The following is a 14,642-nucleotide window of genomic DNA, read 5'->3' on the forward strand; positions in this document are numbered from 1 at the left end:
TTCCGATCAGTCCACAAGAAGTGGAATTCGCGCTCGCTCGCAGCCTTATGCACGACAACAGATCGAACGGCCGCCGAGGGTCGTTCCGCACGTACGGACAAAGACCGCGATCGGCCGGCCCGTCGATAGTTCGCATCGAGAAGGTCGGTCAGTTGTGGCGTCGGCGGAACATGCGCGGAACAGCGTGAGCGAAGCGCGGACTGAGGGTGACAAAGTGGCAGGTCAAGTCCGGTCTTGTGCCCGAGGTTGATGATCCTGCGCAAGGAGCCCTTCACCAAGGTCATGGCGCTGGGGATCGGCCTCATCATCGCCGGAGTCCTTCTCGTCGAACTCGGCAGAGCCCATTGAGTCCCAGCTTTCGTTGGTGGATCCGACTTGAGTCCGTGATGGTTCGGGGCGAGTCGGGACGAGCGCCAGGTGGCCAGCCTGATCGAGCTGGGCACGGCGCTCGGCTGCCGCGCCTGTGGACAGCTCAACGCCTTGGCGGCGTCGACCAGCCCACAGGCTTGCCGATGAGCCATCGTGGGCTCAGTGTGTCTCCGGCTGCTGGATGGGGTCTTGATCAAGCTTCAGTCGCTTCAGGAGTTCGACCACGTTCGATTCGGCCTTGGTCCCGCGGGCTGCTTCGAGGAGGCCCACCGGGGACAGAAGCGCGTAATGGTTGAGGTGGAACAGATGCCGCATCACGTCCTGGGCCGCCGGGCCGTCGACCCGCACGCATTCGCCGTTCGGTAAGCGGTCATCAACGAGTACAGGGCGGCCATCAACATTGCCGATGCCGAACCGAGTCGAGGTGTTGGCGAGCTTGCGGAGAAGGCTCACCTGGGCGTCGAAATGCGCTGCTTGCTGCCACGTCATCGGCACCCGGACACAATCGCACATGTGTTCGAATGAAGGTCAACCTTCGTTCATGCACGAATCGTTTCGGTGGTTCCGCGGAAGAGTGTCCAAAGTGGACTTACTTGGGCCTTCCTGGGGCCGTGAAACAACCCCAAAGGACGAGAAACGACGCTGACCGACGAACAAGGTTTTCGCTGGTCAGCGTCGTCTTCAGGGCTTTGGTCTCAGCCCTGCTTGGTCTCCCAGAAGATCTTGTCGATCTGGGCGATCAGGTCCAGCAGGGCCTGGCCGGAGGCCGGGTCCATGGAGCCCTTGGTGCCCGACGCGCCCGCCGCCTTGGTGGCGCGGTTGAACAGGTCGTGCAGCTCGGGGTACTTCTCGAAGTGCGGCGGCTTGAAGTAGTCCGTCCACAGCACCCACAGGTGGTGCTTGACGAGCTCGCTGCGCTGCTCCTTGATCAGGACGGCGCGCTCCCGGAACTCCGGGTCCTCGTTGGCCTGGTACTTCTCCTGGACCGCCTTGACCGACTCGGCCTCGATGCGGGCCTGCGCCGGGTCGTAGACGCCGCAGGGCAGGTCGCAGTGCGCGGTGGCTTCGACGCGCGGGCGGAGAATGCGCGACACGAGTCGCATCGTTCCTCCCAGAATGAGAAAAGACAGTGGATGCTCCGACAGGTAGGACCCTACTCCGGCTGATCGAAGGGTGATCGTTGAGACCGCGCCTCTCCACCGTGCTCGTCCGGGGGCCGTCGATGGCACCTGCGCTCCGCAACGACGACATCGTGCTGGTCAGGTGGGGTGTGATGCCCAAACCGGGGCAAATCGTGCTGGTGCGGTGGGCGGCCAGGCCCGGGCAGCTGTCGGTGAAGCGTGCCTCCCACGAAGTGGACGGTGGGTGGCACGTGGTGGGAGACAACCCGTTCGCGAGCACCGACTCCGAGCACCTCGGGCCTGCTGAGGTGCTCGGAGTGGTCAAAGCTCGACTATGGCCGAGACCCAGGCTCCGGCCGTGAATCTCACGCCTTGAGCGAGGCGTACAGGGCGAGGCAGTCCTCGTAGCGGGGCAGGACGCCGGACTCGTATGCCTCGGCCAGCGTCGGGGCGGCCGTGTCCTTCTCGGACAGCTGGAACTCCAGTTCGCGCGGCCACGGGAGGTCCAGCGCCGGGTCGAGCGGGGTGAGGCCGTGTTCGCCGGACGGGTTGTAGGGCGTGGAGCAGAGGTAGTTCATCGTCGTGTCGTCCTCCAGCGCGATCATCGCGTGGCCCAGGCCCTCGGCCAGGTACACGGCGTTGCACTTCGTGGAGTTGACCAGGACGGCGTCCCACTGGCCGAACGTGGGGGAGCCGACGCGGATGTCGATGATCACGTCGATGAACGAGCCGCGCGGGCAGAAGACGTACTTCGCCTGCGACGGCGGGACGTCCGCGTAGTGGATGCCGCGGATGGTGCCCGCGCGGGAGACGGAGTGGTTGGTCTGGGCGACCCTCAGGGGGTGCCCGACCGCCTCGACGAAGGCGGCCTCCTGGTACGGCGAGACGAACACGCCGCGGTCGTCGGGAAATGTCCGGGGAGTGAACTCGAACGCGCCGTCAATTTTCAGCGAACTCGCCTGCATGCCGTCACTCTAAGGCGTCAATCTTTCTTGACCGATCGGGTGCTTCCTGCCAGCGGAAACTGACCGGTCGGTTCAGAAAACCGGACGGACGTCTTGCTACATGCCCTCTGACCTGCGGAAAAAGTGTGATCCCCGCCGCAGACAGCGGCGCGGGACCCTGCCACACTTCCGTCACCCGCAGCACTCGGGCCGTTCTCCGACGCAACTCGTCGGAGGGCACGACCGAGTTTCCAGGCCCCGTGTACCCGGCGTGACAACGCTGGGCCGGTGCGCCGTTTGGTGATGAGCCCGACTTAAAAGGGCCACTACGCCGCCCGCACCGCAGGAGGGACGCCGTGACAGCAGTGAACGAAGCCCGTATCGAGAACTCCGATCCGACGCAGTTGACGGACGAGGAGATCTTCAACGCGCACCTGGGCGGGAAGCTCGAGGTCGGCGCGACCGCCTCGCTCGCTGACCCGAAGGCGCTGTCCATCGCGTACACCCCTGGTGTCGCACGAGTGAGCAACGCCATCGCGCGGGACGCCTCCCTGGCCGCGAAGTACACCTGGGCGCACCGCCTGGTCGTCGTCGTCAGCGACGGCACCGCGGTGCTCGGTCTCGGCGACATCGGCCCGAGCGCCTCGCTGCCCGTCATGGAGGGCAAGTCCGCGCTGTTCAAGACCTTCGGCGGCCTCGACTCCATCCCGCTCGTGCTCAACACGACGGACGTGGACGAGATCGTCGAGACGCTCGTGCGGCTGCGCCCGTCGTTCGGCGCGGTCAACCTCGAGGACGTCTCCGCGCCGCGCTGCTTCGAGCTGGAGCAGAAGCTGATCGAGGCGCTCGACTGCCCCGTCATGCACGACGACCAGCACGGCACCGCCGTCGTGTCGCTGGCGGCGCTGAACGGCGCGAACACCGTCCTGAGCAAGAGCATCGGCGACCAGCGGGTGGTCATCTCCGGTGCGGGCGCCGCGGGCATCGCGATCGCCAAGATCCTCATCGCGGCCGGCGCCGGTGACATCACGCTGCTCGACTCGCGCGGCATCGTCCGCACGGGCCGTGCCGGGCTGAACCCGGTCAAGGAAGAGATCGCGGCGGTCACGAACAAGAGCAACCTCGACGGTGGCATCGACGTGGCCCTGCGTGGCGCCGACGTGTTCATCGGCGTGTCGTCCTCCAAGGTCTCCGAGGACCTCATCGCGAGCATGGCGAACGACTCGATCGTGTTCGCGCTGTCGAACCCGGACCCCGAGGTGCACCCGGACGTCGCCGCCCGGCACGCCGCGATCGTGGCCACCGGCCGCAGCGACTTCCCGAACCAGATCAACAACGTGCTCGCGTTCCCCGGCATTTTCCGCGGGGCTCTCGACGCGGGTGCGCGACGGATCACCGAGGGCATGAAACTCGCGGCCGCCGACGCAATTCTGGCCGTCGCGAAAGATGATTTGGGCCCAGATCGAATTGTTCCCTCGGCGCTCGACCCGAGGGTCGGACCCGAGGTCGCAGCGGCTGTGGCCGTGGCGGCGAAGGCCGACGGCGTCGCCTGATCACACGCCTGTATTCGCCATCCATTTGCATCTTCAGGGGAAGCGGAACCACGAACGTGGCTTTTCGTTAACCCGTGCAGGGGTGGGCGATGACGCTCTGAAGCGCTACCGTCCCTCTCCTCGGGTGTTCACCCGAGGAGAGGGTTCGTGTTTGCCGCCGTTCGGGTGCCGTTGTCGTGCCCACCCGAATTGCCGCGGGCGGTGGATGCGGGAGAGGGTGGGTCGGTGCCCAAGTGGGTGGGACGCGCGACGGTGGTGAACGGCCGTGCACGGACGGCTGTCCCGGCGAACGGGAAACCTCCGATGACGCTGGACGGGCTGACCCTGCCCGACGCGCCGTCGTTGCTCGTCGACGCCAAGGGTGTCGTCATGCAGGCGAACCCGGCCGCCGTGGAGCTCGCGGGCGCGCAGGGAGCCGATGACCTCGTCGGGCACCCGCTCGGCGAACTGCTCCTCGGTAACACCTCTGACCTGCGGCTGCTGCGCGCGGACGGCTCCGAACTGCCGGTGCGCGTCGCCCGCCACGCCGTACCGGGAACGGGCCTGCAGGCCGTTCTGCTGATCGACGTCTCCGACCTCGCCACCGCCGCGGACGCGTTGCGCGACGAACAGCGCCGCCTGCGCAAGGTGCAGCGGGTCGCCGAGCTGGGCTCCTGGGAGTTCGATCCCGGCACCGGCCTGACCGTCTGGTCGGACACGCACTACGAACTGCTCGGCCTCGAACGCGGCACCGTCGTGCCCGGCGCGCAGGCCGTCCTCGACGTCGTGCACCCGGACGACTACCACATGGTCGAGACGTACTGGCACGGTCGCGAGATCACCGGCGACCCGATCGACATCGAGTACCGGATCGTCCGCCCCGACGGCCAGCTGCGGTGGATCCGCGGCGTCGCGGAGGCACGGCTGGACGACGCGGGCGCGTTGGACAAGATCACCGGCTACATCCGCGACATCACCGAGGCCAAGCGCGCCGCCACCGAGCTCGCCCAGGAACGGGCGCGGCTGCTGGAGGCGCAGCGCATCGCCCGCATCGGCAGCTGGGCGTACGAGGCGGGCACGCGTGCCGTGCACCGCAGCGAAGTGCTGATGGAGATGTTCGCCGAGCTGGGCATGACCCCGGAGGACGACCTCCTGAGCGGCGTGCACCCGGACGACCGCGAGGCCGTCAAGGAGCTGCGCACCCGGTTGCTGCACGCGAGCGACGGCGAACCGGTCGAGATCGAGGTCCGCAGCGAGGTCGGCGAACGCGTCTACATGTGCCGTGCCCGCGCGGAGTTCGCGTCGTCCGGCAGCATCGAGCGCTACCACGGCACGATCCAGGACGTCACCGAAGCGCGTGCCCTCGAACGCCAGATGCGCGAGGACCGCCGGAGGCTGGCGGACGCCCAGCAGGCCGCGCGCCTCGGCATGTGGGAGTGGAACCCCGGCAGCGGCCAGGTCGTCTGGTCCGACATGCTGCGCGACCTCTACGGCATCCCCGCCGAGGTGGACGGCAGCTACCAGTACTACCTCGACCTCGTGCACCCCGAGGACCGCGCGTGGGTCGACGACCTGTGGCGCCAGCTCTCCGTCGACGAGATCGCCGTCCAGTGCGAGCACCGCGTGGTCCGCCCGTCCGACGGCGCGACCCGCATCTTCCGGTGCCACGGCATGATCGTGCACGACCCGCGCGGCAAGCAGCTCGCCGTCGGCACGGCCCAGGACGTCACCGAGCAGCGCGCCGCCGAGGCGCGCATGAAGCGTTCCTCGCAGCGCTTCACCGACCTCGTGTCCGTGACGCCCGTGGGCATCGGCCTGTTCGACGAGGGCGAGCGCCTGGTCGACGCCAACGACGCGTTGTGCGACCTGCTCGGCATGGAGCTGGAACAGCTGCGCGGCATGACCGCCGAACAGCTCACCCACCCCGAGGACACCTCGCCGGGCCTGCAGTGGGCCGCCGAACGCACGCAGAAGATCCCGCAGCGCATCCTCGTCCGCCCGGACGGCGAGAAGGTCTACTGCGAGCTCCACATCGCCCTGTCCGTGCAGGACGACGGCCGCCGCTTCTGGCTGATCGTGTTCCTGGACATCACCGAACGCCGCCGCGCCGCCGAAGCGTTGCGCCACCAGGCCACGCACGACGAGCTGACCGGCCTCCCGAACCGCGCGCTGGTCAAGGAGATCCTCGGCAAGGCGCTCGACGGACCCGGTCGCTCCAAGGTCGCCGTGCTCTTCTGCGACATCGACAACTTCAAGCGCGTCAACGACTCCCTCGGCCACGACGCGGGCGACGAGCTGCTGGTCGCGCTGGCACGGCGGCTGGAGGGCGGCCTGCCCGACGGCTGCACCGCCGCCCGTCTGTCCGGCGACGAGTACGTGATCATCTCCGAGGACATCGAGACGGTGGGAGGCGTGGACGCGCTGGCCACCCGTGTCGCGTCGTTGCTGCGCACGGCCGTTCCGGTGCACGGGCAGCTGGTCCGCGTGTCGGCGTCGATCGGTGCCGCCGTGCCGAACGGCTCGCGCGCCAACGGTGCCGACCTGCTGCGCTTCGCCGACGCCGCGATGTTCGAGGCGAAGCGAGCAGGTGCCGGCCGGGTGTCGCTGGCCTCCGCCGCGTTGATCGCCTCCGCCGACCGCCAGGTGCACCTGGAAGGCCAGCTGCGCGACGCGTTGCAGCACGACGGTCTGGCGTTGCACTACCAGCCCGTGGTGGGTGTCGACGGCGCGGTGCTGACCGCCGAGGCCCTGGTGCGCTGGCCGCACCCCGACCGCGGGTTGCTGCCGCCGGACGTGTTCCTGCCCGTCGCCGAGCAGGGCGACCTGATGCGCGAGCTGGACCGCTGGGTGCTGCGCACGGCGTTGCGCGAGGCCGCGACCTGGCCCGCGCCCGACGGCCGTCCGGTGTCCGTGGCGGTGAACCTGGCCGGTCTCGTGCCGGGCGATCCGGAGTTCGTGGACATCGTCTCGACGGCGATCATGGAGTCCGGCGTCCCGTGGGAACGCGTGGTGCTGGAACTCGTCGAGAACGCGTTCGTCGACCTGCCCTCGCGCGTCCGCCAGTCGATGGACGAACTGGTGAAGCGCGGCGTGCAGTTCGCCGTCGACGACTTCGGCACCGGCTACTCGTCGCTGGCCCGCCTGAAGGACCTGCCGGCGCAGATCATCAAGGTGGACCGCCGCTTCGTCTCCGGCGTGGGCAACGACTCCTCGGACTTCGCCGTGGCCCGCGCCGTCGTGGACATGGCACGTGCGATGGGCCGCAAGTGCGTGGCGGAGGGCGTGGAGACCGCGACCCAGTTCCACGTGCTGCGGGGCGTGGGCGTGGACGCGTACCAGGGGTGGCTGTTCTCGCGTCCGGTGCCGCCCAAGGAGTTCCGCGCCGTCCTAGCCCTCGGGCCGCTCCACATACCGCGCGCTGGCTGAGATCTCCGGCAGCAACGCCGCGATCCGGTGCTTCGGCAGGTCGATCAACCGCAGTTCCAGGTCCTCCTGCAGCACCGCGGCGTTGTCGATGATCTCGGCTGCCTGCTTCTTCGTCAGCAACCCCTGCGACGCCGTGATCAACGCCTCGCGCCACACGTTGCGCAGCTTGCCGTGCGCCTTCATCAGCACCTCGCGCACGGCCCGCTCGCCCAGCGACAGCGTGCCGGTCAGCACCTGATCGGCGACGACGATCGTCGTCTTGGCATCTGGGTTGTTGCGCAGGAATTTCAACTTGAAGCGCGTGGCGACGAGTTCCTGCAGTTCCTTCTGCCCCGCCTCGGACGACACGGCGGGGTGGTTGTTCGGCACGAGGCACGCCAGCCGGGCGGGCGACGACGCGAGCAACGTGCGCAGCAGCCACGGGCCGGGGTCGGCGGACAGGTCGACCGCCAGTGAGGCCGCGCCCTTGCCGACGGGCTCGGCCCAGCCGGCGGCGCGGGGCTTCGGCGGCGGCGAGGACTCGGGACGCGGTGCCAGGTCGGACAAAGCGGCCAAAGCTTCGGAGGACGGGCCCGACGACTCCACGGACTGCGCGCCGTGCGTGTAGATGCGCGTGCCGCCGGACACCGCGCGGCGGCCGGTGGGGCGGCACACGTAGAGGTCCGCGGCCGAGCCGATGGCCTGGGCGCCGTCGAAGCGGTGGAAGGACGGGAGGATCGCCTCGAAGACGAGGCCGAGCTTCTGGAGTTCCTGCTGCACCTTCAGGCCCAGGGCCGGGGTGCGGTCGGAGAAGCCGTACGCCAGCAGCAGACGCCCGCCGGCGATGTCCTCCAGCGCCTCGATGCCGCGCCCGGCGAACAGGCCCATGCCCTCCGGCGTGTAGGGCGGGTCGCTGAAGACGAGGTCCACCGATTCGACAACGGCCTGGGGGAGCCCGAAACGCATGTCGCAGTGCAACGTCCGGATGTCCAGCCCCCGTGCGGCCGCGCGGGAGTCGATGAACTCCAGCAGGCGCTCGTCGAGGTCCACGACCGTGATGGACACGTGCGGGTTGACGGCCGCGACGGCCAGCGACGTGAGGTCGTGGTCGCCCAGGCACAGCAGGCGCTTGCCCGCCAGGTCGTAGACGTTGTCGAGCCACAGCGCGCGGTTGAGCGCGGTCTCCGCCGTGGCCTGCACGTGGTCCAACGAGGACAAAGGCGCGGGCACGTCCGCGATGTCCACCAGGATCTGGCGCAGCACGTCGGTGTGGTCGCGCACACCGGAAACACCGAACTCCGCGCGGTAGGCGCTGACCAGGCCGGGAGCGATGCGGTAACGATCGCCTGAAGATTCGGCGTCGTCGCCCAGGGCCTTCAGCAGGTCCTGCACGGTGCGGCGGGGCACGGCGGGCAGGCGCACGAGTTCGGCCAGCGGGTGCCAGTCCTCGCTGAGCAGGGACAACACCTCACGGAGTTTGCGGGCGTGCACGCCGCGTTCCGCCACCAACTGCCGAACCTGGTCGATCGTCACAAGCGCTAAACCATACGGCCTGTCACATGGTGGAACGCTGTGCCGGGGTACGCCGAACGAGTTAAGGTCTTTGGGATCTACATCCAGGGCGGTCCGAATCGGGGAGACCGTCACGACCGGAGGGATCCGAAGGGTGATCGAGTTCCGGGCCGTAACCAAGCGGTTCGAGGACGGGACCATCGCTGTCGACGAGCTCGACCTCGCGGTCGAGGCGGGCACCATCACGGTGTTCGTCGGTCCTTCCGGCTGTGGCAAGACGACGTCGCTGCGCATGGTCAACCGCATGATCGACCCCACGTCGGGCACGATCCTGGTGGACGGCAAGGACGTCCTCGGTGTCGATCCGCCCACGCTCCGGCGTGGCATCGGCTACGTGATCCAGCAGGCGGGGCTGTTCCCGCACCGGACCGTGCTGGACAACATCGCGACCGTCCCTCTTCTGTCCGGTTGGGACAAACGCAAGGCGCGCACGCGTGCGGCCGAGCTGCTGGAGATCGTCGGGCTCGACCCGAACTTCGGCAAGCGGTACCCGGCGCAGCTCTCCGGTGGTCAGCAGCAACGCGTCGGTGTCGCCCGCGCGCTCGCGGCCGACCCGCCCGTGCTGCTGATGGACGAACCGTTCAGCGCCGTGGACCCGGTGGTGCGCGAGGACCTGCAGAACGAACTCCTTCGCCTGCAGGCGGAACTCGACAAGACGATCGTGTTCGTCACGCACGACATCGACGAGGCGCTGAAACTCGGCGAACGCGTCGCGGTGTTCCAGAAGGGCGGGCACCTCGCGCAGTACGCGAAGCCGCAGGAGCTGCTCAGCGCGCCCGCCAACGACTTCGTGGCGTCCTTCGTCGGCAGGGACCGCGGCTACCGGACGCTCACCTTCCTCCACGCGGAAGTGCCCGTTCACCCCGTCACGACGGCGAAGATCGGCGACCGGATCACCGTCACGGACTGGACGCTCGTCGTCGACGAGCAGAACCGGCCGAAGGGCTGGCTGTCCGGTGTGGACGGTGAGGTCGAGGTGACCGAACGCGACCTCATCTCCGGCGGCTCGCTCTACGACGGCAGCAGCCTCAGGGGCGCGCTCGACGCGGCGCTCAGCTCGCCGTCCGCGCTCGGCGTGGTCGTCGACGACGCCGGTGCGGTCAGCGGCGTGGTCAAGGCCGACGACGTGATCCAGGCTCTCGCAAAGGCCCGCGCGGCGGGTGAGGTCCCGAAGTGACCTGGATTTTCGAGAACTGGGAAAGGTTCTGGGAAGTCACCGCGGTGCACCTCCGGCTCTCCGTCGTGCCGGTGCTGATCGGGTTCGTGCTCGCCATCCCGCTCGGGTGGTGGGCGAGCCGGTCGCAGACGGCGCGCACGGTGCTCTTCCCGTTCGCCAACATCCTCTTCACGATCCCGTCGATCGCGCTCATCGTGATCACGCCGGTGATCATCGGCGTGAAGATCCTCGACGAGATCAACGTCATCGTGCCGCTGACCGTCTACACGGTCGCGCTGATGATCAGGTCCATCGCGGACGCGCTGTCGGCGGTGCCCGGCAACGTGGTCGCCGCCGCGAACGCGATGGGCTACCGGCCGTTCCGGCGCTTCCTCACCGTCGACTTCCCGCTGGCGCTGCCGGTCACGATCGCGGGCCTGCGGGTCGCGACTGTGTCGAACATCAGCATGGTGAGCGTCGGCGCGCTCGTCGGGCTCGGCGGCTACGGCCAGCTCTTCACCGAGGGCTACCAGACCGACAACAGCCCGAAGGTCTTCGCGGGTCTCATCGGGACGGTCGTGCTGGCGGTCCTCGCGGACGGTCTGCTGTTGCTGGTCGGACGGCTGCTCACGCCGTGGGCACGGGTGGGGAGGTGAGCTGAGGATGGGTGGCTGGCTCTTCGATCCCGCGCACTGGTCCGGTACGACCGGGATTCCGTTGCGGTTGCTGGAACATCTCGGCTACACGCTGCTGACGTTGCTCATCGCGGCGGTCATCGCGATCCCGCTCGGGGCGTTCGTCGGGCACACCGGCAAGGGCGGGTTCGTGATCGTCGGACTCTCCAACGCGCTGCGGGCGCTGCCGACCACGGCGGTGCTGATCCTCGTCGTGCTGTGGGCGGGGCTCGGCGACTTCCCGGTGTACGTCGCGCTGGTGCTGCTGGCGATCCCGCCGATCATGGCCGGCACCTACGCCGGCGTCCGCGCGGTCGACCCGGCCGCCGTCGACGCCGCACGGGGTGTGGGCATGCGCGAGTCGGGCGTGCTGCTGCAGGTGGAGATCCCGAACGCGCTTCCGTTGATCTACGGCGGTTTCCGCGGTGCCGCGCTGCAGGTGGTCGCCACGGCCACCATCGCGGCGTACACCGGCGCCGGTGGACTGGGCAGGTTCGTCTTCGACGGCCTCGCCCTGCAGGATTTCGGTCAGATGCTCGCCGGCGCGGTGCTCGTGGCACTGCTCGCCGTTCTCGTCGACCTGGGGTTCGCCGGCCTGCAACGGCTGACGGTGTCGCCCGGGCTGCGTCCAGTGGGAACCGGAGGAACGAAATGAAGCGCATCGCGACAGCCGTCGCTGCGGTCATGCTGTTGTCGGCGTGCGGTGGAGATCCGCTGACCGGCGGGGCGAACAACGAGCCGGCCCCGACGGACACCATCGTCGTGGGCTCCGGCAACTTCCCGGAGTCCCGCCTGCTCGCGGAGATCTACGCGGAAGCGTTGTCGGGCAAGGGAGTCAAGGTCTCCAAGAAGCTGAACATCGGCAACCGGGAGCTGTACTACAAGGGTGTCCAGGACGGCTCGATCGACCTGATCCCCGAGTACACCGGCGTGCTGCTCAAGTACATCAACAAGGACGCGCAGGAAGTCGGCGCGGACGAGGTCTACGCGGCGCTGCAGAAGGCGTTGCCCAAGAACCTCATCGTGCTCGACAAGTCCTCCGCCGAGGACAAGGACGCGGTCGTCGTGACCAAGCAGATCGCGGCGCAGTACAGCCTCAAGTCGATCGACGACCTCGTGCCGTACTGCAAGGACCTCGTGTTCGGCGGCCCGCCCGAGTTCCAGAACCGCCCGGACGGCCTGCCCGGCCTGAAGGCCAAGTACAACTGCGAGTTCAAGGAGTTCAAGGCCCTCGACGTCGGCGGCCCGCTGACCGTCGCCGGTCTGAAGGACAACACGGTGCAGGCGGCCGACCTGTTCACGACGGACGCGGCCATCAAGGCCAACGAGTTCGTGGTGCTGGAAGACCCGAAGAACGTGTTCGCCGCGCAGAACGTGCTGCCGCTGATCAACGAGAAGAAGGCGACGCAGCAGGTCCGCGACGTCCTCAACTCCATCTCGAAGAAGCTCGACACGAAGCAGCTGCTGGAGCTCAACCAGAAGCTGTCGTCGCCGGACAAGCCGGAGCCGGAGAAGGTCGCCAAGGAGTGGCTGGCCTCCGCGGGCATCTGACCCGGAGATCCTGAGAACCGCCGATCCGCGGGCTTCACGCCCGCAGGTCGGCGGTTTTCGCTTGGACGGCCATGTACGTGTACCGGTCCTCGTAGCCCAATGCGTGGTTCACCCGCAGCATGTGCGCGTTCTCGCTGCTGGTGCGGGTGAAGACGGTCTCGACGCCGTCCAGCTCGTGCAGCATGCGCGACTTGATCAGCAGGCCCAGGCCCTTGCCTCGGTGGGCAGGCAACACGACGGTCTGCAGTTGCTCGGCGTACTCGGGCTTGGTGGGCATCCGTTCCACCACCGTGACTCCGGCGACCCCTCCGCCGTGCAGCAGGAGCACGACCCAGCGGTCCGCGGTCGCTTCGGCCTCTTCCACCCGGATGCTCTCGACCGTGTTGTGCGCGTGGTCGAGCGTCGTCTCCCCGAACGGCGCGTCGGCGATCGCGTTGAGTCCTTCGACGTACGCCTCGACGAACTCCTCGGGAGCCGCGCCCTTCCACGTCACCAGCTCGTACCCGGCCGGCAGTTCGGCGACCGCCGGCGGATCGGTGAGCCGCAGCCGTTGCCTCGTCATCGACGTCACGACCCGGAACCCGTGCGCGGCCGCGAAGTGCTCGCCCGGTTCGCCCGGGCCGGGGCTCCACGACTCGATGACCGTCCGCCCGTCCAGCAACGACAGGGACGCGCGCAGCAGCGCCGTGCCGATGCCGCGACGGCGGTGGCTCGGCAGCACCACGACCGTGACGAGTGCGAGATGCGCGTTGGCCTCGGCCTCGGAGATCTCGGCCTGCGCGTAGCCGACGATCCTCCCGTTCTCCCGTGCGACGACGAACCGCGCGGGCTCGAACCCGAGGTCGTTGCGGGACTCCCACATCGCGACGTACGCCTCGACGGGCGCCTTCTCGCGGTCCGGCGCGGCCTCCGCCGCCCAGGCCTCCGCCACCTCGTACAACCCGTACCGGTCTGCCTGGGCCGCGGACGCGAAGTCCAGCGGCTCGATCACAACCCCCATGAACCCGATCTAAGCAAGATCGTGCCGCCCTGCCCAGTCGGCGATCGCGGCCGCGATCTCCTTCGGCTTGTCCTCCGGCGCGTGATGCCCGGCCTCACCGAGCGCCACCACGTCCAGCGAGGCGATGTTCGCGCGGCACCACGCGGCCAGTTCGGGCGTGATGGCCAGCGTCGGCGAACCGGTGAAGGTCAGCAGCAGCTTCGGCACCGGTGAGGCGGCGAGCCACGCGCCGTACGCCTCCATCCGGGGCACCAGGGCGGGCGGATCGCCGTCGACGGGAAGCTGGCGCACCCACTCCAGCAACGGGCGGCGGCTCTCGCGGTCGGGGTACGGCGCCAGGTACGCGGCCAGGTCCTCGTCCGCAACGGGGTTCAACACGCCGCCGGTGAACGCCTGGCGCACCAGGGTGTCGTGGTCCAGCACCAGTTCCTCGCCCACGCCGGGGGTGCGGAGCCGGCGCGTGCGTTCCCGGGCGGCGGGGGCGAGGTCGGCGCTCGTCATGGGCTTCAGCATCGCCTCGAAGAACGCGAGGCCCGCGACGCGCGACGGGTGCCTGGCCGCCCAGTCGAACGCGAGCGTGGCGCCCCAGTCGTGGCCGACCAGCACGACGCGGTCCAGGTCCAGGGCGTCGAACCACGCGTCGAGGTAGCGGGAGTGGTCGTCGAACGAGTAGCCGATGGCCGGCTTGCCGGATCTGCCCATGCCGATGAGGTCGGGGGCGAGACCGCCCAGTTCGGGCAGGACGTTGCGCCAGATGTGCGACGACGCGGGATTGCCGTGCAGGAACACGAACGGCGCATCGCCGTGCGCTTCGTGGTGCATGGTCGAGCCGAGGACGGGGACTACGGGCATCGGGTGCTCCTCAGTCGAGGGGAACGGCGAGCAGCGCGCGGAGTTCGCCGGAGAAGGCGGAGGTGCGCTCGCCCAGAGGCTCCAGCAGGCGGTCCAGCAACGAGCGGACCACCTCCATGGCGGGCTCGACCGTCGTGAGGCCGTGCGGGGTCAGGGCGAGTCGCACGGTCCGGGTGTCGACGGTGTCGCGGGTGCGCGAGAGGAAGCCGGCGGCCTCCAGGGAACGCGCCAGCTTCGAGACGTACAGCGGTTCCAGGCCGGTGTGGTCGGCCAGTTCGCGTTGGGAGGGCCGGTCGAGGGCGACCAGCGACGACAGCACGACGTACTGCGCGTGCGTCAGCCCGAGGGGGGCCAACGCGCGGTCGACGGCCGTTCGCCACTTCATCGCCAGACGCCACACGAGGTGCCCAGGCGTCGGTCCCGCGCTGCTCATGGCAGATACGGTACATAGCTACTATGTACATGG

At 68.8% G+C, this 14,642-nt stretch carries 14 protein-coding genes; 7 read left to right on the forward strand and 7 right to left on the reverse strand.

Annotated features, from left to right (window positions below):
• Positions 1 to 528: 528 nt before the first annotated feature.
• Positions 529 to 864: a hypothetical protein gene (locus ACFWNN_RS34540; protein WP_382444146.1), complete on the reverse strand. Its 336-nt coding sequence runs from the start codon at positions 862 to 864 to the stop codon at positions 529 to 531.
• Between the two features lie 200 nt (positions 865 to 1,064).
• On the reverse strand, positions 1,065 to 1,472 hold the full coding sequence (sodN, locus tag ACFWNN_RS34545) for a superoxide dismutase, Ni (protein ID WP_030476597.1): 408 nt from the start codon (positions 1,470 to 1,472) through the stop codon (positions 1,065 to 1,067).
• A gap of 98 nt (positions 1,473 to 1,570) precedes the next feature.
• Between sodN and ACFWNN_RS34550 the strand changes: the two genes are divergently transcribed.
• Complete coding sequence (locus tag ACFWNN_RS34550) at positions 1,571 to 1,852, forward strand: S24 family peptidase (RefSeq protein WP_382444191.1); 282 nt, start codon at positions 1,571 to 1,573, stop codon at positions 1,850 to 1,852.
• A 3-nt stretch (positions 1,853 to 1,855) separates the two neighbouring features.
• Here the strand turns inward: ACFWNN_RS34550 and ACFWNN_RS34555 are convergent, their stop codons facing one another.
• Complete coding sequence (locus tag ACFWNN_RS34555; RefSeq protein WP_382444147.1) at positions 1,856 to 2,455, reverse strand: dTDP-4-dehydrorhamnose 3,5-epimerase family protein; 600 nt, start codon at positions 2,453 to 2,455, stop codon at positions 1,856 to 1,858.
• Between the two features lie 335 nt (positions 2,456 to 2,790).
• On the opposite strand from ACFWNN_RS34555, the gene ACFWNN_RS34560 reads away from it, so the two are divergent.
• Positions 2,791 to 3,987, forward strand: coding sequence for an NADP-dependent malic enzyme (locus ACFWNN_RS34560; protein ID WP_382444148.1), 1,197 nt, complete (start codon positions 2,791 to 2,793; stop codon positions 3,985 to 3,987).
• A 225-nt stretch (positions 3,988 to 4,212) separates the two neighbouring features.
• Positions 4,213 to 7,392: an EAL domain-containing protein gene (locus ACFWNN_RS34565; protein ID WP_382444149.1), complete on the forward strand. Its 3,180-nt coding sequence runs from the start codon at positions 4,213 to 4,215 to the stop codon at positions 7,390 to 7,392.
• Here ACFWNN_RS34565 and ACFWNN_RS34570 read toward each other — a convergent pair.
• A complete protein-coding gene (locus ACFWNN_RS34570) occupies positions 7,354 to 8,904 on the reverse strand; it encodes a bis-aminopropyl spermidine synthase family protein (RefSeq protein ID WP_382444150.1) in 1,551 nt (516 codons plus the stop codon). The two genes, ACFWNN_RS34565 and ACFWNN_RS34570, sit on opposite strands and share 39 nt — an antisense overlap.
• Positions 8,905 to 9,037: 133 nt before the next feature.
• Here ACFWNN_RS34570 and ACFWNN_RS34575 point away from each other — a divergent pair, with 133 nt between their 5' ends.
• From ACFWNN_RS34575 to ACFWNN_RS34590, 4 genes are read left to right on the forward strand one after another with little or no spacing between them, the layout of a single operon-like run.
• Positions 9,038 to 10,120 carry an ABC transporter ATP-binding protein gene (locus ACFWNN_RS34575; protein WP_382444151.1) on the forward strand — a complete coding sequence of 361 codons (1,083 nt, stop codon included), beginning with the start codon at positions 9,038 to 9,040 and terminating at the stop codon, positions 10,118 to 10,120.
• Positions 10,117 to 10,755 carry an ABC transporter permease gene (locus ACFWNN_RS34580; protein ID WP_382444152.1) on the forward strand — a complete coding sequence of 213 codons (639 nt, stop codon included), beginning with the start codon at positions 10,117 to 10,119 and terminating at the stop codon, positions 10,753 to 10,755. The genes ACFWNN_RS34575 and ACFWNN_RS34580 overlap by 4 nt, the downstream gene beginning before the upstream one ends.
• Positions 10,756 to 10,762: 7 nt before the next feature.
• Positions 10,763 to 11,428, forward strand: coding sequence for an ABC transporter permease (locus ACFWNN_RS34585; protein ID WP_382444153.1), 666 nt, complete (start codon positions 10,763 to 10,765; stop codon positions 11,426 to 11,428).
• Positions 11,425 to 12,324 (forward strand): glycine betaine ABC transporter substrate-binding protein, encoded by a 900-nt coding sequence (locus ACFWNN_RS34590; RefSeq protein ID WP_382444154.1) that lies wholly within the window; start codon positions 11,425 to 11,427, stop codon positions 12,322 to 12,324. The genes ACFWNN_RS34585 and ACFWNN_RS34590 overlap by 4 nt, the downstream gene beginning before the upstream one ends.
• Positions 12,325 to 12,358: 34 nt before the next feature.
• Here ACFWNN_RS34590 and ACFWNN_RS34595 read toward each other — a convergent pair whose 3' ends face one another.
• The 3 genes from ACFWNN_RS34595 to ACFWNN_RS34605 are packed head-to-tail and all read right to left on the reverse strand — an operon-like array spanning position 12,359 to position 14,609.
• Positions 12,359 to 13,324, reverse strand: a complete 966-nt coding sequence (locus tag ACFWNN_RS34595) for a GNAT family N-acetyltransferase (RefSeq protein ID WP_382444155.1) — start codon at positions 13,322 to 13,324, stop codon at positions 12,359 to 12,361.
• Positions 13,325 to 13,333: 9 nt separating this feature from the next.
• On the reverse strand, positions 13,334 to 14,176 hold the full coding sequence (locus ACFWNN_RS34600) for a haloalkane dehalogenase (protein ID WP_382444156.1): 843 nt from the start codon (positions 14,174 to 14,176) through the stop codon (positions 13,334 to 13,336).
• 10 nt (positions 14,177 to 14,186) lie between these two features.
• Entirely contained in the window at positions 14,187 to 14,609 is a 423-nt protein-coding gene (locus ACFWNN_RS34605) for a MarR family winged helix-turn-helix transcriptional regulator (protein WP_382444157.1), read from the reverse strand.
• Positions 14,610 to 14,642 lie beyond the last annotated feature (33 nt).

The sequence above is a fragment of the Lentzea sp. NPDC058450 genome (assembly GCF_042721395.1).
GTDB lineage: Bacteria > Actinomycetota > Actinomycetes > Mycobacteriales > Pseudonocardiaceae > Lentzea.